15 protein-coding genes are annotated in these 20,610 nt (G+C 60.7%); all 15 read right to left on the reverse strand.

Going from position 1 to position 20,610, the window contains the following annotated elements; all coding sequences use genetic code 11:
• Positions 1 to 48: 48 nt before the first annotated feature.
• Positions 49 to 1,716 carry a N,N-dimethylformamidase beta subunit family domain-containing protein gene (locus IFT66_RS17415; protein ID WP_199864867.1) on the reverse strand — a complete coding sequence of 556 codons (1,668 nt, stop codon included), beginning with the start codon at positions 1,714 to 1,716 and terminating at the stop codon, positions 49 to 51.
• Between the two features lie 83 nt (positions 1,717 to 1,799).
• Positions 1,800 to 4,046 carry a N,N-dimethylformamidase beta subunit family domain-containing protein gene (locus IFT66_RS17420; RefSeq protein ID WP_192078359.1) on the reverse strand — a complete coding sequence of 749 codons (2,247 nt, stop codon included), beginning with the start codon at positions 4,044 to 4,046 and terminating at the stop codon, positions 1,800 to 1,802.
• Positions 4,036 to 4,386 carry a hypothetical protein gene (locus IFT66_RS17425; protein ID WP_192078360.1) on the reverse strand — a complete coding sequence of 117 codons (351 nt, stop codon included), beginning with the start codon at positions 4,384 to 4,386 and terminating at the stop codon, positions 4,036 to 4,038. The genes IFT66_RS17420 and IFT66_RS17425 overlap by 11 nt, the downstream gene beginning before the upstream one ends.
• Before the next feature lie 115 nt (positions 4,387 to 4,501).
• Complete coding sequence (locus IFT66_RS17430; RefSeq protein WP_192078361.1) at positions 4,502 to 5,569, reverse strand: extracellular solute-binding protein; 1,068 nt, start codon at positions 5,567 to 5,569, stop codon at positions 4,502 to 4,504.
• Positions 5,570 to 5,612: 43 nt separating this feature from the next.
• Complete coding sequence (locus tag IFT66_RS17435; RefSeq protein WP_192078362.1) at positions 5,613 to 6,404, reverse strand: ABC transporter permease; 792 nt, start codon at positions 6,402 to 6,404, stop codon at positions 5,613 to 5,615.
• Entirely contained in the window at positions 6,401 to 7,222 is an 822-nt protein-coding gene (locus tag IFT66_RS17440) for an ABC transporter permease (protein WP_062578383.1), read from the reverse strand. Before IFT66_RS17440 ends, IFT66_RS17435 begins: the two co-directional genes overlap by 4 nt.
• Positions 7,223 to 7,275: 53 nt before the next feature.
• Positions 7,276 to 8,385, reverse strand: a complete 1,110-nt coding sequence (locus IFT66_RS17445; RefSeq protein ID WP_062577782.1) for an ABC transporter ATP-binding protein — start codon at positions 8,383 to 8,385, stop codon at positions 7,276 to 7,278.
• 124 nt (positions 8,386 to 8,509) lie between these two features.
• Positions 8,510 to 9,298 (reverse strand): shikimate dehydrogenase family protein, encoded by a 789-nt coding sequence (locus tag IFT66_RS17450; protein ID WP_192078363.1) that lies wholly within the window; start codon positions 9,296 to 9,298, stop codon positions 8,510 to 8,512.
• A 20-nt stretch (positions 9,299 to 9,318) separates the two neighbouring features.
• Positions 9,319 to 9,966, reverse strand: coding sequence for a class II aldolase/adducin family protein (locus tag IFT66_RS17455; protein ID WP_192078364.1), 648 nt, complete (start codon positions 9,964 to 9,966; stop codon positions 9,319 to 9,321).
• 5 nt (positions 9,967 to 9,971) lie between these two features.
• Positions 9,972 to 11,252: a 3-oxo-tetronate kinase gene (gene otnK, locus IFT66_RS17460; RefSeq protein ID WP_192078365.1), complete on the reverse strand. Its 1,281-nt coding sequence runs from the start codon at positions 11,250 to 11,252 to the stop codon at positions 9,972 to 9,974.
• 58 nt (positions 11,253 to 11,310) lie between these two features.
• Complete coding sequence (locus IFT66_RS17465) at positions 11,311 to 12,255, reverse strand: DMT family transporter (protein WP_192078366.1); 945 nt, start codon at positions 12,253 to 12,255, stop codon at positions 11,311 to 11,313.
• A gap of 182 nt (positions 12,256 to 12,437) precedes the next feature.
• On the reverse strand, positions 12,438 to 14,150 hold the full coding sequence (locus IFT66_RS17470; protein ID WP_192078367.1) for a hypothetical protein: 1,713 nt from the start codon (positions 14,148 to 14,150) through the stop codon (positions 12,438 to 12,440).
• 6 nt (positions 14,151 to 14,156) lie between these two features.
• On the reverse strand, positions 14,157 to 15,356 hold the full coding sequence (locus IFT66_RS17475) for an HlyD family efflux transporter periplasmic adaptor subunit (RefSeq protein WP_192078368.1): 1,200 nt from the start codon (positions 15,354 to 15,356) through the stop codon (positions 14,157 to 14,159).
• 4 nt (positions 15,357 to 15,360) lie between these two features.
• A complete protein-coding gene (locus IFT66_RS17480) occupies positions 15,361 to 17,568 on the reverse strand; it encodes a type I secretion system permease/ATPase (protein ID WP_249406483.1) in 2,208 nt (735 codons plus the stop codon).
• A gap of 84 nt (positions 17,569 to 17,652) precedes the next feature.
• The gene (locus IFT66_RS17485; protein ID WP_192078369.1) at positions 17,653 to 20,499 is read right to left on the reverse strand and encodes a BapA/Bap/LapF family large adhesin; all 2,847 of its coding nucleotides are present in this window, start codon (positions 20,497 to 20,499) and stop codon (positions 17,653 to 17,655) included.
• Positions 20,500 to 20,610 lie beyond the last annotated feature (111 nt).

Genomic DNA, 20,610 nt, shown 5'->3' on the forward strand with positions numbered 1-20,610 from the left:
CTAAGCCATCGTTCATTTCTGACATTGTTCCGGCTCCCTCAGTGCGGTTCAGCGGGCCGTGAACCGGTCGAGGATGTTGCGCGTGATGCGCTGGGTAAAGGGATCGCCGCGTTTCAGGCCCATGACCCATTCGCAGGTGGCGGCCGTTAGAACCTCGCCCTTGCCGCGGGTCATGTGCACCATCATGCCGGAACCGTACTTGTATTTGGCGAGCCCCTCCGGCGTCACTTCGCCGGTCACGCATTCGACAAGGCCCTCATGGTCGCTGCCGCGCACATAGTAGCGGAAGCCTTCGCCTTCTGGCTCGTCTTCGGCGAGAACCGCCGGCGACATGGCAAGGATCTCGATCGTGTCGGGTTGACCCTCGACCTCGACGGGGTAGGGGAGGCCGTGGCGGAACGTGTAGTCCAGCCCGTCCACCTCGTAGGCGAAGATATGCTGCTTGTCGCCGAAGATGTCGGCATAGTGCAGTCCGGTCCCCGCAAATGCCCAGTGGGTCGGTCGGTAAACGGTCATGCCTTTTTGGCCGTTCGGGGCGAAACCACCCCAAGATGCGTACATCCCGTGCGCACCGTTGACGCCGACGGTGGAGGCGCCTGGCCACTTCACGGTGTGGTCTTCCCAGGCGCTGGTGAGCAGGTGCGCCTTGTCCGTGCCGGCGACCGGGTCCTTCTGGCTTGCTTTGAATTTGTGGCAGATCTGGCGTTTGCCATCCTCCTCGAGCCGGATTTGCCAGAGGAAGTTGGCGCCGAAGCGAGCGAGGTGTCCACCGCCTTCGACATAGCGCTCAATCGTCTCGCGCATCTCCCAGGTCCAGTATTCGTCATGACCGATGATTGTGACGCAAGGATAGGCGTCGAGCAGTTTCGGTCGGTAGTGCAGGTCGGTCTGGGTAATCATGTCCAGCTCGAACCCCTCCTTTTCGGCCCAAAGCACGAAGTGACGGTCGTATTGCGCCCATCCGGCAGCCGCATAATACTGGCCGAAACCGTTGGCGTAGGCCCATTCCTTCATTGCGTATCGCGGTGCATCACCCATCTCCGGCGCCGGATCGGCGCAGATGCGCGGGGCGCCCGCTGGCAGCCAGACGATCCCGCGCGTCCAGGGCCGTTCCAGCGAGAGGACGGGCGAGGGCTGGTCCTGATTTTCGCCCTCGACGCCGAAATAGTGGTTGGCGCCGCCGAAGTCATTGTAGGATGTCCAGGTGCCAGTCGGCAGGACCATCAGGATCTTGGCGCGGCGGGTTTTGTCCGTGGGGCGCACCACGAAAAAGTGGTGCTGCACGAACTTGATGCCGTTTGGCCTCTCGCAGGTCGAGACGACCCGGTAGAAACCAGACTTCAGGTCTGCCGGAAGCGTCCACTGATGACTGACCGGCCAGTTGCAGCCGTTACGGTAGGCATCCTTGGGTGTTGACGAAAATACGCCGTTGATTGCCTCGACCTCATGCACCGTCTCCGGGTGCAAACCGTCACGATAGATCTGCATGCGCCATGTCCTGGCGGTCGAGGTCGAGTGGAAGGTGACCTCGTCGCCCGGATCGTAGGAGATCGCATCTGTGTAGGTATAGACCTCGGGAATATCGGGATCTTCGCGCGGCGCTTCGTACCATGGCTGGCTGTTCCAGTGATCGTCGGCATACATTGGCCGCACCTTGCGGGGCGCAACATTCATGGTGCCGAGTTCAGGCGATTGGAATTCCGGTCTGTCTGCCATTGGTAAAGGTCTCTTGCGATATTTGCGGTCGATGCCGCCGGGTTCGAAAGGCCGCACTGGCATGTGCGACCTGGCATTTCCGCCTATGCCAAACTCGGCAGGACGAACGGTTCCGGGTCGAGGAACCGCTTCACGACGTTGAGCGTGATGGCACTGATATTGTTGTCGTAGTTGTTGTAGCCCAGCGACATGCCGAACGTGATCGAGCCCGAAGCGAAGACCGCCCCGCCATTGGCTGTCTCGAAGAACACCATGTCGGCGCGGACAAGTGCGTTCTGGGTGCCGTCGAGCCCGTCGACCATGGTTCGGAACTCCTCCGGTGTCGGAAGTGCGCCGGCGCCGAGACCTTCGGAGGTTGCAAGCAGCAGCGCGTGGCGCGGCGTCCCGAGCTCGTAGTCGAGACGGTCGATCTCGCTGCCGACGGCGCCGCCATAGCGGAAGCCGAAATCGCCGAATTTTTCGTGTCTGCCGGTGCCTTCGAAGATGAAGGCCGCTCGCGGATCCTCACTGTCGGGCATGCGCACATAGTAGGTGCAGGTGTCGTTGATCATGGCCGAGAAGCCCGCGCCGACCAGTTTTTGTGGCGCAAAGCCGCTGTGCCGCCAGAGTGCACCCGGTTCGCCGGTACCTGCCAGATGCACTTCGCCCGGCTCGGACTCCCAGGTGCGCGTGCCGGCCATACCGCGGCGCACTTCGAGCGCCGCCGGAGCCGCGGGATGAAAGCCGCAGCGCCAGTAGAAGGCATTGCCGCCCATCGAGACGTGGCGACCGCCGGCATTCTGGTACTCCATGATGCCGTTCATCATGTTGAAAGAGTAGTATTCGGCATGCGTCGGCGTCATCATCGCCCGGTACGGTTTGAGCGCCCGGGCACCCTCGCGGTCCAGCTCGACATCGGTGATGATGTCGTAGGCCACGCCCTTTTCCTCGAGCCAGTCGAGAATATGGGTGTCGTTGATCAGGTTGAACCAGTAGCCGCGCGGCCGCATGCTGAGCACCGGACGGAGCCAGGACGAATAGGCGCGGCCGGATCCATCGACATGGCTGTCATAGGTAGACTGGCCGATCTGAGGATGCTCCTGCATGTAGACATCGTCCAGCGGCAGCCACAGCACGTGCTCCATCAGCGTCTCGAAATGCACCTGATAGAGACGCAGCGCGCTGTTGGCATAGGCCAGATAGGTGGCAACCGAGAGCACGACCACGAGATCGGCCCGCTTTGTCTTCTTGCCGGGCGTGACGAAGAACGTCACGTAGCTCTCGCAGTCCGGCTCCGGTTCGTCGCCGGCGGGCGTCAGCCGCAGCGCATAGACGCCGGTGCGCCACTCCTCGGGCACATCGAGGGAGAAGGTCGTCTGCCACTGGCAGTCGTAGATGTCATCGCTGTGAAAATGGATGGCGGCGTATTCGCGCGGCGCAAGCCGGAAGTCATGAACCGCACCCGACCAGAAGAAGCCCGTGACGCCGCGGCGGGGCAACTGGTGCAGCTGGCCGTGCAGGCAGTTGGCGGAAAGATCCTTGACGCAGAGCGTGGTGATACCGTCGCCGAAATCCCAGGAGGCGACGAGACCGGAAGCGGCAGTGCCGGTACGCGGCTGGCAGTCGTAGACCCGCAGCGCTTCCGCATCCAGCGCCAGCGACACAACCCGCGGCGCCTCGATTTTGCCGTCGAAGTGGGCAGTGTAACGCTTCGCGCCGTCCAGATGATGCGCTGCGATCAGAAAATCCAGGCCGCTGTCGAATGCCGACATTATAGAAAGGTCGAAAGTTTCGGCATGGGCAACAGCCGGACGCGTGCCGTCGGCAGGCACGATCAGCGACAGCGTTGCAGTCTTCTTTGCGAAGTCGATTGTTGCGGAGATGAAGGACCAGACACGCTCGCGCGCCTTGACGTCGAGGGTCAGGCTAAGGCTTCCGATGCGCAGAACGGGATGGCCCTCGACATCGAGTTCGAGCGCATATCCCTCGGCGGTGCTTTCGCACCAGCTGCCCATGATACCGCGGGCGTTGTCGGCGATGCGGGTCGGATAAATGTAGCAGCCGAAAGACCATGCGTCGCCGCTCGGAACAAGTGCGCCACCGTGATGTATCACCGCGCAAGAGCCGGGGCGAATTTCTTGGTCGAGGCAGGTATGGACGCCATCGATGGTGCTGTTCATCAGGTCGTACTTGAAACCCGGTCCGTTGACGTCGACGTCACCGCAGCGAAGGCGCATGACTTCGACCTTAACGGCGTCTCGCTTGCTCGACAGCTGGAACTTGACGGTTTCTCCAGCCGGAACGCTGATGCGGTCGGGGTAGCCGAGATACTCGTTGGTCTTATAGATCACCTTGATACTCCGGGGGTAATGTTGCACCCGTCATGGCCTGCCAGCGGATCTTGAAGACATGCCATTCCGCCTCGGCCAGCGAGGTGAAGATGCGCTCGTCGACGAAAGGCATCGGATCGCCGCGCCGCTCGGGAATGCGCGACAGGCGCCAGGCCTTCCCGGCCTCCAGCACGACCAGCACGAGACGACCCTGGGCTTTGCCCCAGCGCATCTTGGCCAGCATCTTGCGAAGTTCGGCCCCATGCACGCCAAGCGGGCTGTCGCGGAACTCCTCCACCAGATCGAGCCGTTGCGGGTCGATGACATAGCGCAGCGCCTTCGGGTCACTGGTGTGATCCATGGAAATCGTCCTGTCGTTGCAGTCGTATGTATTTGCTTATCGGCATTTGGGCCTTCCCCCCACAGAACGGGGAGAAGGCGATGAGGAGCAGTTGTGACTGACCGTTTTAAAGCGATTAGCGGGTCAGCCAGGCTGTCCAGCGCTGACGCAGTTCGTCGCGATGGGCGCCGATCCATTCGAAGTCGGGTTTCACCAGCTTCTCGTAGTTCTCCGGCGACGTCGCGAAGAGCTTGGCTTCCTCCGGCTTCAGCTGGTCGTAGACGGTCTTGCTGCCGGTCGCGTAGTTCACGTCACGCATGAAAGGCACATGCGCTTCGGAATTGGCATAGAAGTAGTCGAGATAGGCGAGCGCGGCATTCTTGTCGGGCGCACCCTTGAGGATCGCCATATAGCCGGTGTCGCGGATGGCTCCGTCCCAGGACATGGCAACCGGCGCGCCTTCCTTGACCACTGCCAGCGCGCGGCCGGAGTAGCTCATGGTCATCACGACTTCCTTGTTGCGCATGATCTGCTGCACCTGGTCGCCGGTCTTCCACCAGACCGCGACATGCGGCCTGATTTCATCGAGCTTTTTATACGCGCGTTCAAGATCGAGCGGGAAGAGTTCGGTCTGTTTCACTCCGTCTGCCAGAAGTGCGGCGACCGGAACCCACCAGTCGCGATCGCCCGTGTCAGGCAGGCCGCGCGGGCCGGGGAAGTCCTTGACGTTCCAGAAGTCCGCCCAGGTCTTCGGCGCCTTGTCCTTGAACACGTCGGTATTGTAGTTGATCAGCATGCCACCGGTGGTCCGGGCGACGCCGTAGGGCGTGCAAGCATCCGCAACGCCGAATTTCTGCACGCTGGGAAGCTGGCTACAGTCAATCTTCTCGAGCATGTTAGTGCGCGCGACGAGATCGGGGCCGGTGGCAGTGACGATATCGAATTCGACGTTTCCTGTGCGCGTCATCGCTTCCGCACGCGCCCACTGGTCGGGAACCTCGATGGCGACGGGCACCACTTCAACGTCCTTGGCCTCGGCGAACGGTTCGTAGAAATACTTGGCAAGCGAATTGCCCATCAGGCCGCCTGTCGTGGCGATGACCAGCTGCTCCTCCAGTTCCTGCGCGACGGCGGGCGTCGTGGCGGCTATTCCTGCGGCGATTGTGATCGCTGCGGTGGTCCATTTCCAGTTCTGTATCGGCATGATGGTTCTCCTCTTGTTTTTCAGTTTTACGCGTGGTTCCCAGTCAGGTTTTGGCTCGCGACCTCATGAGGAAGGCGACGGCGAGTATTATTATGGAGAGGACGATCAGCAGCGTGGCGATCGCCGGAATGATGGGGGTCAGGTTTTGCTCGATGTCTTCGAACATCCGTCGCGGAAGGGTTTTGTAGCGGACACCGGACAGGAAGAAGGAAACGACCGGTTCATCGAAGGAGATGATGAAGGCAAACAGCGCGCCGCTCACCACGTTCGGCAGAATGAGGGGAAGCGTAATCAAACGGAAAGCGTTGAAACGGCTCGCACCGCAGCTCATCGCCGCCGCTTCCAGGTTCGCATCCACCTTCCCAAGTGCAGAGGCGGTTGTGAACACGACGAAGGGAAGCGCCAGGATGGTGTGGGCAAGCACAAAGCCTGGAACCGTCCCGGACAGCCCGATCGACTGGAAGAACAGGTAGAGACCGACCGCCAGCGCGATGTGCGGGACAATGATCGGGCCGATCAGCAGGATCTGGAAGAGCGTCGCGAGACTGCTCCTTCCGCGGACCATGGCGTACGTCGCCGCGGTGCCGATGACCGACGCCGAGATCGCGGTGAGGAAGGCAACCTGCACGCTGAGCCACATGGCGTTGCGCCATTGGCGGCTGGCGAAAAATTCCTCGTACCATTTCAGCGTAAAGCCGCGTGGAGGGAACTCCAGGTAGTCGCTTGTGCCAAAGGACATCGGGATGACAATGACCAGCGGAATGATGATGAAGGCGAGAACGGCGTAGACATATGCGCCGAGAGCCAGCGAGCCTTTGTCGACGGGTGGTTTCATGATTGCGCCCCCATCAAACGATCGAACCGGAGCGTCTTGCTGAAGATGATTGCGAGCAGGGTAACGAACAGCGTCAGGACGCCGACGAGTGCCGAGGCGAACGGCCAGTCCAGGACCTCGCGAATTTGCTGCGAGACAAGTGTGGCGATCATCAGTTCCTGCGGCGATCCGAGCAGTGCCGGTGTGATGAAGAAGCCAAGTGCGGTCAGGAATACCAGCAGCGAGCCGCTGGCGATGCCCGGCAGGCTGAGTGGCAGGATCACTTCTCGGAAGGTGGCGAACCGCGACGCGCCCAGAACTGCTGCGGCGCGTAGATAGTCGTTGGGAATGGCGCGCAGGGATCCGAAGATCGGCAGGATCATGAACGGCAGGAGCACGTGAGTCATCGCCACAACGACCGCTCCTTGCGTGTAGAGAAGCTTCAGCGGCTCTGATGTGATGCCGACAGCGATCAGGCCGGAATTCACTAAGCCTTCACGCTGGAAGAGGAACGACCACGCAGCAGTACGCACCAGCACGCTCGACCACAGGGGTAGAATGACGCAGGCGCCGACCAGGGCAGCCGTGGTGCCGCGGGCGCGGCTCATAAAGTAGGCGACCGGGAAGCCGAGCAAGATGGCAAGGCCGGTTACCAGCACAGCAGTCCACACGGTCCGCATCAGTACCCGCGCATAGACCGGATTTGTGACGACCCGTGCGTAGTTATCGAGTGTTGGGGCCGGTTCCATGAAGCTGATGTAAAGAAGCTGGGCGATTGGGTAGAGGAAGACGAATGCGATGATGGCGAAGAACGGCGCCAGCAGCAGCAGCGTTGCCAGTCCGCTGAGGCGTCGACCGTCAGAATGCCAGAACTGGGATCGGGTGCGACTGGTCACTTTGTCCCCTCGGCATAGAGCAGGATCGCTTCTTTCGGAACGCTGAAGGTCGCTGTCGCGCCGCGTGTCAGTGCGGCGAGATCGGAAGCGCCGGGAAGGCGAGCGCGGATTTCCGTTCCGTCGGGCAATGTGCCAATCAGCAGCAGGGCGGCCCCCGCATAGACGACGTCAGACAGGGTGACTTGCAGCGAGTAATCGGAAACACCGGTGCCGAGAGCCAAGCGCTCGGGCCTGAAGCCGAGAACGGCTTTCTGGCCAGTCTGCATTGTGTCGACGGCCGCAGCGGCCGGAACGGTCCAGCGTTCGCCCGACGGCAGCAGGACCGTCATCGTGTCGACGATGCTTTCCACCGTGACGTTGATGAAGTTCATCTCGCCGATAAATCCGGCGGTGAAGAGATTGGCTGGACGCTCATAAAGCTCGCGCGACGGTCCGATCTGCTGGATCTTGCCGTCCTTCAGCACCGCGACCCGGTCCGCCATGGTGAGCGCTTCGCTCTGGTCGTGGGTGACAAAGATCACGGTAATGCCGAGCTCGGCATGCAGGCGCTTGATTTCAAGCTGCATATCCTCGCGAAGGTTCTTGTCGAGAGCGCTTAAAGGCTCGTCCATCAGCAGGACACGGGGGCGATAGACGATTGCCCGAGCCAGCGCGATCCGCTGCTGCTGGCCGCCGGACAACTGGTTTGGAAAGCGCTCCCCGTAACCGGCGAGGCGTACGGTGGCGAGCGCTTCTTCAGCCTTGGCGTGTCGCTCGGCTTTCGCCATGCCACGCATCTTTAGGGGAAAGGCAACGTTGTCCAAAATGGACATGTGCGGAAACAGCGTGTAGTTCTGGAATACCATTCCCAGGTTGCGCTTGTTCGCGGGGAGATAGGTGAGGTCTTCCTCATCGACGACAATGTTTCCGCTCGTGGGAAACTCGAAACCCGCCACACTCATCAGGATCGTCGTCTTGCCGGAGCCGCTTGGTCCGAGCAGCGCCAAAAACTCTCCTGCAGCGATTTCGATGTCGACGCCGTTGACGGCGAAGACGCTCCCGAAGCGCTTCTCAAGACGACTTATGCGGATAGACGCGCCAGCCGCCGGTGCTCTGTTTGTTGCCATAGTCAATGAAGCCTGTTCCCACTTTTTTTGTTTGGCTTGGCTCAGGGCGCGAGACCCTTCAGAATGCGATTAGCATTGTACCTATACGTGGCGAACTCCGTTCGATATTTGATATATCGGAATGCTACTGCTTAATGAATGTTGCGACAAGGGCCATTTGCGCGTCGAGCATGGCTTTTCCGCCGATGGTGACAGCACCGCGCGCGCAGGCCGCATCCATCAGCCTGGTCACTGGCGGATTGACGATGATGTCGTAAACCACAGTAGAACTGGCGATGCCGCCGATCTCTGCCGGGACCGCATCCCCAGGCTTCATTCCGAGTGGCGTTGTATTGACGATCAGATCAAAGTCTTCCGGCGGAGCGGGTCCGGCCGATACCCTTGTTGCCGGGAACAGGGCCTGTACCGCGTCGGCGAGAGCGTGGCCGCGCGCTTCGTCACGATTGGAGATCCGCAGTTCCGCAGCGCCGGCTTCTGCAATTGCCATTGCCGTGGCGCGGCCGGCACCGCCCGCGCCGAGTTGCAGAACCCGTTTGCCTTCGACCGAGCATCCGTGGGCGTCGAGGCCGGCAAGAAAGCCTGGTGCATCGAGATTGTCGCCAACCAGCCAGCCGTCACGGCTTCGCCGGACGAAGTTCACGGCGCCAATCATCCGGGCCCGGTTGGTGACCTCATTTAGCAGCGGCATGATCGCCACCTTGTGCGGGATAGTGACGCCGAAGCCGACGACGTTGCCCATGCAGCGGATCGCGTCGACGACGGTGCCGAGGTCCCGCGGGCGAACGGCAAGCGGCGATGTCGCGAGGTCCTCACCGATCTCGGCGAAATAGGCATTCAGCACGGCGCTGGCGCGGACGTGGTCCACGGGATCGGCAAGTACGAACATGATCTTAGAGGTGCCGGTGATCTCCATGGTGCATCCTCCCCTTACGATCAGCCGGGCAACCGGCTGCGGCCGTAGCCCTTGTAGCGTTCCAGAACCCGTACGATCTCGTCGTCGGGAATGATTGCAGGCTCGCCGGCCTGACGGGCGAGAATGTACTGGCGGGCAAGCGTCTCGAGCTTCACCGTCAGGTCGAAGGCCTGCTGCAAGGAAGCGGCGGCAACGATCATGCCATGATTGGCGAGAAGGCACGCCTTCCGGTCCTTCAGCGCCGCGACGGCGCCATCCGCCAGCGCTTTCGTGCCGAAGGTGGCGTAGGGTGCGCATGGCACGTCCGTGCCGCCGAAGCTGGCGATCATGTAGTGAAATGCAGGGATTGGCCTGGCGAGGCAGGAGAGCGCCACGCAGCAGTCCGCATGGGTATGAATTATCGCCTGGACATGCGGATAGGCTTGTAGAATTGCCTGATGCATATGCCATTCGCTGGACGGGATGCCATTGCCGACGTTGTCGCCATTCCGGTCCAGCCGCACCAGTTGCTCCACGGCCATGTTGCTGCTGTTGCCACCGGTCGGTGTGACCAGCATGTCGTCGCCGATGCGGCAGCTAACATTGCCGCTCGAACCGTGATTGAAGCCCTTGACTTCCAGCTTCGCGACGAGGTCGAGCATCGTCTTTCGCAGGTCCATCTCGTTCATACGATTTACTCCGGGTTCTTCATGGACGCCAGCGCCCGGGTGAAAAGGTCGACAGGGCCGAGTTTGCCGGACTTCAGGCAGAAAGCGACGGGATCGTCACCGTTCGTGGTTGCCGTGCCGACGCCCGGGCCGCCATAGGGACCGACATTCAGGCCGCGGATGCCGAGGCGCTCGACGACGGACCCGGACGTTTCTCCACCGGCGACGACGAACCGCCGCACGCCGGCGCCATGGAAGGCGACGGCAAGGTCGCCGACGATCTTTTCGCCAAGCGCCGCAGCGCCATCCCTGCCGTACCGCGCCTGCGCAGCGGCAACGGCCTCTGGCGCGGCGGATGTCGACAGTCCGACTGGGCCGGTCTCGAGTTTTGGCAGCGCCCAACGGAGGGCTGCATCGACCGCGGACTCGGCGCTGTCGATGTCAGTTAGATCGATCCGCAGGACGGGATGCGACCGCTCGAAGTCGGCGAGCTGTTCGAGTGTCCGTTCGGCGCAACTGCCAGACAGCACGACACCCTTGCCTGACACAGGCTGAAGGCTGCGCGTATGCGGTTCGCCGGTCAGGAGACCTCTTTGTCGCCACAGCGCCGGATAGTGCTGGACGATTGTGGCATTGCCGGTCATTAGAGGCCAGTCGCAGGTCAGTTCGGCGATGGCGTCGAGATCACGATCGTAGATCGTATCGGTAATGAAATAGCGGATGCCCTCTGCTGCGTGGTCGGCGACGGCCTGCCGGAGCTTCGTGCCGCCCTCGCTGACGGCGGGGTGGGCAAGTAGCCCGACTCGGGTCTTCGTCTGCCGCTGCAGCACGCGGACGAGGTCCGGATCGGTCATTGGTGTCAGTGGATCGTGCCGCTTGGGGGATTCAGAAATCAGTTGGCTGCCGAGAAACAGGTGCCCGTTGTAGACTGTACGCTTCAGTGCCGGCGAGGCAGGACAGAAGGCGGCATAGGGCGCGCCGGTGGTCGCCATCAGGATGTCAGCCACGGGGCCGATATTGCCGTCATCGGTCGAGTCGAACGTTGCGCAATACTTGAAGAAGATTTGGCGTGTGGCGCGCGCAAGCAATGCTCGGGCCGCTCTCTCGGTTCTTGCCACGGCTTGTGCCGCCGGAATGACGCGGGTTTTCTGCGCAACGACGATAGCGTCGACATCGCCGATGGTATCCACAGCCTCAGGATCGGTCACAAATGCGCAGTCGACGCCGTGCGCGACAAGCATTGCGGCAGTTTCCATTCCACCTGTGAGATCGTCGGCCACGACCCCGAACACCGGCTTGCCCATCATTTCTGCACGACCATCCCTGTTGCGCCTCAGATAGACGATACATGATATATCAAATATTTTATTTGGGAATGGGTGGTGGATAATTTTCCGCGGCATCGTTCCCGAGGTCGGCGTTGTCAACGGTTGCAGCCTGACCTATCGGACCGCTCGTGCCACGCATTTTCTCGCGCAAGACCGTCAAGAGGCCAGCGAAAATTATGATCGAGATACCGACAAGCGCAACGGCATCGGGAAATTCGTCGAAGATCAATGCGCCGAAGACCACAGCCCACGCCAGCTGCGAGTAGTGCATTGGCGCGATCTGGGTAGCGTTCCCGTGGCGCGTGGCCGACACGAAGGCCCATTGACCAAGGCCGTAAGACATGCCGGCAAGCGCCAGCAGGGCGCATTCCTTCAATGTCGGCACGCTGGCGCCGTGGATGAGCATAACCCCCGCGTTGACTAGGAGAAGGTAGGCGATGAGTGTTCCCAGAACACTCGTTGTCTTAACCTTGCCGTTAACGCGCCGAAGAATGATGACCGCCGTGCCAGTGCCGAGGCCGGTGAATATCGCGGCAAGATGGCCGCCCTCGAATGCCTCGTGGCCCGGCTTCACGACAAGGAGAACGCCGATGAAGCCGATGATAACGGCTGACCAGCGCCACATCCCCACATGCTCCTTCAGCACCAGTGCCGACATGATGGTCACGAACAGGGGCGCCATGAACACCAGCGCGTAGGCCTGCGCCAGCGGGATCGCGGTGAAAGCGTAGACACCTGTAAGACTGGCGACAACGCCGCAGATCGCGCGGCCGTGCACGGCAAGAGGATGGGCGGTGCGCCAGAAGTCGCGCCATCGTTCGCCGGGATGGCGGGTGAAGAGAACGGCCAGAGCTGCGAAGACGTTGACGATGAATGCCATCTGGAAGACCGACAAATGGCCGCCGCCGGCGGCCTTTACACTAGCGTCAGTGATGGAGAAGGCCGCATAGGCAAGGAGTGCATGGATGTAGACACGTCTCAAGACAATTCGATCCCATGGCATAGAACATGGAAAATATATCATATTTCCACGTCTAGGGTCGCTAGTTTCTGAGGATCCTTTATCTCGAGCTGTTCGAGCTTCCCCAATGGTCATTCTTGATATGGTAAAATGTCACCGCGCGACTAACCGATCATTACGCCACTCGCCCTTGCTGAGCCGTACTATGACCCGGCTCCTCCTTGGCGAGAAACCAGCGATTTGAACGCCTCTTTCTCGTTCAGATACGCGCGATAGGCGATCAGCCCGGACAGATAGTGTTCCACATCGTCGATCCGGACGCGAAACGCGTGGTGGCGGATGTAGAACGAACCCATGATCCGCCTTGGGTTGCGCATGAACATCGCCACCTCCGAATAGAAATGACCGTTCAGCAGGTAATGAGCGCGTTTCTCGAGCGCTACCTCGAACGCTGCAAGGTCGATCTCGCCGAGGAGCGGAACCAGATCCGGGTGGTCAGCAATCCGCGACAGCGCCTGCCGGGTTGCCATCATCAGTTCCAGCAGTGTCGGAAAGGTGGTGATGCGATTGGCGACAAAATCGAGATAGGTGCTGACATTTTCGACGCAGAAGCGGAAATAGCGTTCCTCCGGCCGAAACAGCGTCAGTTCGTTGGCGCAATAACCCAGCCAGTGGTCGTGATATTGCGTGTAGTTCCGGCGCAGGAAATGCTCGAAAGCCTTTTCAACCGCGCCGAGCCAGCGGATATCGCGGGTGAGCGCATAAAGGCGCATCAGCGCGAAGGCGGCCTCGCCGTCGTAATAGACAGTGCGGAACTCGGCCTTGGTGGAAAGGTCCGGGTAAAGCAGGACGTGGCGGAATTCACCGGTCTTTGCGTCCTGCATATGAACGATACCGGTGGCGAGCTTATCCATCAGCGGCAGATATCGATTATCGCTCATGACACTTGTATATTTCGCGAGCGCCAGGAGGAAGACGGCATTGCCGCCGAGCTTTATCTCCGAACCGACGTCGATCAGAAAGGCGGCCTCGGCCCCATCAGGCAGTCTTGCGATCCGGGTAAGATGACCGGTTAGCTGCCCGAGCGAGCGCTCTATTGCCGCTCTCGTCTTGCTATCCCTCGTTACCTGGTAAGCTTCGATCATTGCATAGGTCGTGCTTGCATGGCGCAGGACATTGTAGGTGCGGATCTCGCGGTCGAAGCACGGGTGATAGCCGTAGACGAACGCGCCGTCCGGCTTGACCTGAGACGCAAGATAGCTGGATGAGGAGTCGATCAGGCGATCGAGCATGGCACGATCAAGCGGATGACCTTCGCGCTGACCAATTCCCGCACCTTCGCCGCAAAGACGGTGGTGTCGGCCTTCCTCATCGAGAAAAAAACCGCTCGTTGTAAACGCCCAGAGCGCTCTCGCCTCGGCAAAATCCGTTTCGAACGCTTTTCCAAATCGTGTCTTCGCATAGAGCGCGAAGTTTCGTTCGTTTAGAACGCAGTGCTCGACCTTGTTGCCACCATAAAGCATGGCGTTGGCGTTCAGTTCGTTGTCCAGGAACGCGGTTTCGAATTGATTGTCCAGCGACAGTCCGAGCCGGAAGTAGTTTCTCTTGGTGCGACCAAGCTGTTTGTGGAGGGTCTCGACCGTGATCTTCTCGATCCGCACCGGCCAGTCGATCCGCAACAGACGGCCGTCGAGCCTCTGGCTGTCCAGGAGGTCGCCGGCGGCGCTTAAAGCTTTTTGCCAGACTGCGTCAAAACTGTCGGCGCCGACCGTTGCAACGGACGCTCGTCTGTCTCCGTCGCTGATCGAGACAAACAGCACATAAGCCGGATGCGGTGCGTCGAGTGGTTGGATGACCTGCCGAACAGGGTCTCGAAGGCGATCCAGCCGCGCAAGGCCGAAAGTTTCTGCGGGCATGGTCACCTATCGCTCGCGCAGCGCCTCGCGCGCCTTGTTGAAGGGTTTGATCAAGTAGTCCAACACACTCTTGCTGCCCGTGTTGACATCGACGGTTGCCACCATGCCCGGAACGATCGGCAGGCGCGTCCCTTGCGCGGTCACCAGCGCATCTGTGGTGGTCTGCACGAACACACGGTAATAGAACGTGTTGGGATCGACCTCGTCGCGCATGGTATCGGGGGAAATCGTAGTTACCCGTCCCTCCAGCCCGCCATAGACGGCGTAGTCATAGGCGCTGATCTTGACGCTGGCGCGCTGATCGGGGTGAATGAAGGCGATATCGCGTGGCGATATACGCGCTTCTATCAGCAACTCGTCGTCGAGCGGGATGATATCCATCAGCTTGCCGTTTGGCGGCACGACGCCACCGATCGTCGACACCTCGATATTCTTGACGATGCCCCGAACCGGTGAGCGATGCGTCAGGCGCTGCAGGCTGTCGGACCGTCCCTTGATGGTCGAGGACAGCGATGTGATGTCGGAATTTGCCTTGGCGAGTTCCTCGCGGGCGCTGAGGTTCTGCTTGGCGGCGATATCGACCTTCTTCATTTCAAGATCGACCAATTCCCGCTTCAGCCGGATGATCTCGACATTGCTGGCGGCGCCGATCTTGGCAAGCGACTCGCTCATTTCCAGCTCGCGTTTGGCCAGCACGATCGCTTGTTCCATCCATTCCAGAGACTGTTCAAGGCTTGTCGTCCGCGCCTCGAATTGCTGGGTTTCCGAACGGATGAGATCCGGATAGACATTCAGCTCGGTCGGAAAGGTCAAAGCTGTCCGGTTGATCTCGGCCGTCAGGCGTGCGGCGGCCGCAAGCGAGGCACGGTATTTGGCCGATGATTCACCGACATCCGATTCGGTGATCGTCGGATCCAGCTGCGCCAGAAGCTGGCCGGTTTCTACAATCTGGTTTTCGCGAACAAAGAGCTCCGAAACGATGCCCCCCTCAAGCGACTGGACGACCTGTTCGCGCCTGATCGGAACGACACGACCCGCGCCGGTGGAGACCTCTTCAAGCATGGCGAAATGAGCCCAAACCGTCGCGATTGTCAGGAGGATCATGGCCAAAAGAATGACGGTCTTTGCCTTTGACAGCTGGACATCGTCCTCGTCACCGAAAGCCCACCCGTAGTCCGAAGCCTTGTCGCTCGAGATCTCTGCCATGTCTTCAAATCCCGCCAGACGTGTTGTGAACAGGAACCAGTTTGGGTGGCACTGTTTTTTCTGGGGCGAGCGGCTTTATGCCCTTCAGCGTCGTCATCGCATCTGCCTTTGCCTCGTCGAGCACCAGCTGACCCTTGTCGAACACCATCACCCTGTCGACCAGTTCCAGAACCCGCATGCGATGGGTTGCGATGACAACCGTCTTGTCGCGCGACCAGGTCTGGAAGCGCGATATGAACAACCGCTCCGTCGCCTCGTCCATCGCGGCTGTCGGCTCATCGAGGAGGACGACATTGGGATCGCGCACCAGCAGGCGGGCGAGGAGGAGAGCCTGCAGCTGCCCGCCGGACAGCCCGTTGCCGCCCTCCTGCAACGGGTAGTCGAGTCCCTTCGGCAGAGCGCGGATAAATTCGTCGGCACCGACAATCGATAGCGCGTCGAGGATTGCGGACTGGGAGGCGTTGGAGGCACCGAGCGTAACGTTCTCCCTCAGGGTCCCGTGGAACAGGCGGGAATTCTGGGTCAGCAGCCCCACGTCACGGCGCAGATCCGACGGATCGATATGTCTCAGCGCAATATTGTCGAGCATGACTTCGCCGGAACTCGGCTCGATCATTCCCGAAAGCGCCTGCAGAAAAGTTGATTTCCCTGCACCGTTCTTGCCCAGTACGGCAATCTTGTCGCCGGCGGCGATCTTGAGGCTTCTCAGCACCAGAGCGGGTTTACCGGCAGGCTCCGCGTGGTGGAACGCGGTCGATCGAAATTCGTAGGTTCCGGCAATGGCGGAGATGGATATGCGTGTCTCGGCGACCGGATGGTCGACGGGCATCTGCATGATCGCGTCAAGGCTCTTCAGCCCGATTTTTGCCTGCTGGACACGGCTGAGAACCTGGGTGAGCTGCGCCATCGGCGCCATCATCCTGGAACCGAGAATGGAGCAGGCAACAAGCGCACCCGTTGTCATGTCCCCAGCCATGACGATCGGTGCGCCGAAGAATACGATGAACGCGTAAACGCTCGTCTGAACGCTGTGGCTCCAGCCGGTCAGAGACGACGTCAGAACGCGCATCTTCAGTTGGGCATCGGCATTGACCGCGTTGTAGTTATTCCACTTCTGCTGGAAGCGCTCCTCCGCCTGCAGCATCTTGATGTCTTCGATGCCCTGAATGCTCTCCACCAGGATCGCGTTGCGGAGCGATGCCTCGCGCATTGCGGCGCTGGCGCTCTGGTGCAGTCTTCGTTGTGACAGAATTCCAGGCAGGACAAGCAGCACGAGTGCGACCGCCGGGATGACGACCAGCATCCCGCCGACGAACCAGAAGATGACCAGAAACAGGAAGAAGAACGGCAGGTCCGCGACCGCGGCAACGGTGGTCGAGGTGAACACCTCGCGGACCTGCTCAAGATCCCGCAACTGAGCAATGAATGTTCCGGTCGATCTTGGGCGGACGCTGTTTTTCACACGCAGCGCGTGGCCGAAGATCAGGTCGGACAGTCGCAGATCACAGCGCTTGCCGAGGATATCGATGATCGAACCTCTAATCTTGCGAACGACAAAGTCGAACAGCACGGCGAGCATGACGCCTGCAAACAGCACATAAAGGGTGCTCATGGAGTTGGCGGGGACAACGCGGTCATAGACCTGCATCGAGAAGATGACGCCGGCGAGTGACAGCGCGTTGGCGATCAGGGATGCCACCAGAACATAGCCATAGGGGCGCAGGTCACCGAGCGCGAACCGTCTGAACCAGCTTTCGTCATGCGGGGCGATATAGGTGTCTACCCTCGAGTCAGGTGTGGAGCGTGCCGGCCTAGGAATGGCCGCAAGCGTTGCCTCGGCACACAGCACATCGATCGCCAGCGTCGTTTTCAGACCGTTGTCGCCGGCAAAGACGACGGCGCCATTGCGTTGCGCATCGATGGCGACAACCGTTGCAACCGACCCGTCCTTGAGCTGCACGATGACGGGAAGCCTCCAGCTGGTCATCATGTCCAGACTGGGTTGAGCCAGCTTCACACGAAGCCCGAATTTTTGCGCGAGCCGCTGGACGTATTTCGCCTGGTCTTCCAGCGAATAAGCCGCCGCAGCCTTGCGGGCCGCTTCGATCGAGAAGCCCAGTCCGTAAATCCGGGCAACCTGCTCAAACATTTCGATCCAGCCGTCCGCCTGGTTCTGCTGCACGACGTCGAACTGAGGTGTTGCTTGGGTCAATGCCGTGCCTTTCAAGCGTCTGCAAACGACGGGCGAGCGGGTGTCGTGCCGCTGCCGCAGAACCGGCAGCAGCACGACTGAGGGCTAGATCACTGAGGTACCGGCATGGTGCAGAGCGTCGTCGTCGAGCAGGCTGCCCACAGTTCCCCCCAGCAAGCCGCCATGCAGCACACTGTCTGCGGCCGAACCGTCCAGCAGGTCCACGGTCGTGTCCTCCAAGACCGTGGGGACGAGGTTGCCGGCAAACTCGGGCAGGTCGGCAACACCGTCGGCTCCGGCGAGCCCGCCGATATCAAGGTCACCGTCCACGACAAGGCCCTGGTCTCCGCTCAGAAGTTCGTGGAGGCCAACGTCGATCGGCAGTACGCTGACGCTCCCGAGATCGATGAACTCACCGAGTTCGGTGCTCACACCATCCAGCGAGATGACGTCTGTCAGATCGCCGAAACGGCCGTGACTTCCGGTATCGAGATCCAGGAGGTCGACGTCTGCGAACGCGGACGTCAGCATGCTCGGCTGCAAAGCTTCAGAGCCTGTATCGGCCGCCATCATCATCGACGTTCCGGCGACGGGCTCTGCCTGGTCGATGAGGATCGTCAACTCTGCTTCAACGACCTCTCCATTGGGATGAACGAGACGGTAGGTGAAGCTGTCGGTCATTCCATCAAGGCCGAGTGTGTCGTTCGGCTCATAGGAATAGCTGCCATCGGCAGAGACTCTGAGCGTGCCGTGATCACCCACGATGACGGTACCTGCGGCGGCCGGATCGACAAACACTGTCCCATTGGACACCTGGAAGTTGGTGAAGTTGGAGCCGAGCGTATCACCGTCCAGAACGTTGCCGACTGCCGCGACTACGCCATCGGAAATGACCGTTCCGAGGTCACTCGTCGACGTGGCGAGCTGAACGTCGATGTTGCCACCGATGTTCACGCCATCCTGCGATACCGTAACGCGGTAGTTGCCCGCGTCCAGGTCCTGCAGTTCCAGGCCTGTGGAGCCGCCAAGCAAACCGGCAAGCTCGGCCAGATTGGCACCTGTGCTGGTTTCGACGACCGTCCAACTGAGGTCAGCCTGCTGCATTTCGACGGCGATCGTCGTTGTCCCGAGGAGACCCAGAAGCTGGTCTGTGTCCGCGCCGATCTGAACCGTTGCCACGGATCCGGCGGCCACCGTGAACGTTCCCGTTTCACTTCCCCCAAACAGTCCCAACGAGACATCGAGGAAGTCGGCGTTCACGGCCTCCGTCACCGGGTGAGTGGTCACGACGGTCGCCGCCCCAGCGTCGTCCGTGGCGACAATTCCAAGGCTCGCATCCGCCGTTGGATCAATCGTCGAGAAGGTGAGGTTTTGTCCCTCGCTGTCGATCCGGACATGCAGTTCCGCAGTCGAAGTCACCTGGGTTTGCGGATCGAAGATCGTGTACTCGAAGGAGTCTACCCGTCCGATGCCGGCTGCCTCGGGGTTCGGGGTGTAGGTGTAGCTGCCATCCTGGCCGATGATCAGTGTACCGTGATCTCCCTGGATGGTCGCGCCTGCAGCGGTCACCGGTGTGGCATTGATGCTCTGAATGATGGTGCCGGGATTGACCGCGTCGATTTCGCCGCCGACACCTGCGTCGGTAATGACGTTGCCGCTGGCCGCAACTACGGCGATGGCGCCGATACTGGTTGTGTCGGTATCCGTCCCGGTGATCGTCAGCTCGCTTCCGAGGCCCGCACCCAGCAAGCCGTCATAGGCGATAAAGGCGCGGTACTGGCCCGGTCCAAGATCCTCCAGGCTCACTGTCGGTGCACCATCCAGCAACTGCAGGTCCAGCAGTGTGGCATTGCCGGTGCCGGTGCCTGTGACGTTGGTCCACTGGACACCGTCAAATCGTTGAATGACCACCTGATAATCGGACAGAGCGCCGAGACTTAGGCCCTCGTCGAGTTCGAAACGTGCATCGAGCGTATGGCCCTCCTCGACGTTGAAATCGATCGTTTCGACGTTCGGAAGCACCTGGAGGTCCAAGCCACCAAGGCTGACGGCAACGCCGTAAGTCTGGGTACCGATATCAACGTTGGTCACCACGGGGGAAAGGTTGATCGACGCGACGGCGGTATTGTCGTAGGCGGTTGTGTCTGCATCGGCATCGGCGTCTGCATCGGCGTCAGCGTCTGCGTCTGCGTCGGCATCCGCGTCTGCGTCTGCGTCAGCATCGGCATCGGCGTCTGCGTCAGCATCGGCATCGGCGTCGGCGTCTGCATCGGCATCGGCATCCGCATCCGCGTCGGCATCTGCGTCAGCATCAGCATCTGCATCCGCATCGGCATCTGCGTCAGCATCGGCATCTGCGTCGGCATCTGCGTCAGCATCGGCATCTGCGTCAGCATCGGCATCCGCGTCTGCGTCTGCATCCGCATCCGCGTCTGCATCAGCATCCGCATCGGCGTCGGCGTCGGCGTCAGCATCCGCGTCGGCATCCGCGTCTGCATCTGCGTCCGAGTCATCGTTGTCGTCGCCACCGCCGCCGCCTCCGGAAGCGAGAGCTATTCCTCCAGCTCCAAGCGCGCCGAGTGCAGCAAGGCCGAGAATGGATGCATCGCCGCCACCTTCAGCGCCACCCACCAACTGGTCGCCGCCGGCTGACTCGGTGAATGAGAAATCGGCTTCTCCGACGGTGTGGTTGCCATCCCAGACGACCCCGTTCTCATCCACCAGGACCAGCTTGCTCGATGCTTCACCAGGGCCGCTGGTGTAGAAATCGGCAACTCGGATCGCCTCACCGTTCTGCAGGCGGATGACGAGATCGTCGCCCTGACGGATGGTCGCAGCAATGTCTTTCGGGCCGACCTCAAGCTGAATAACGCTTGGTTCACGGACAGAGATGTTGCCCGATGCGACGGTAATGCTTTCACCACTTGCGATATTCGTTACAACGGCAACCATGGATACATCCTCTTAAGGCCGTGAGCGTCACAGCGAAACTGAACGGACCTGGCGGATGGGCAGCGAGATGCGATGACACGGACCGTCAAAGGTCTGCGCCGGGCAAAATGT

This window comes from Rhizobium sp. CFBP 13726, from assembly GCF_014841925.1.
In the GTDB taxonomy this organism is placed as follows: Bacteria; Pseudomonadota; Alphaproteobacteria; order Rhizobiales; family Rhizobiaceae; genus Neorhizobium; species Neorhizobium soli.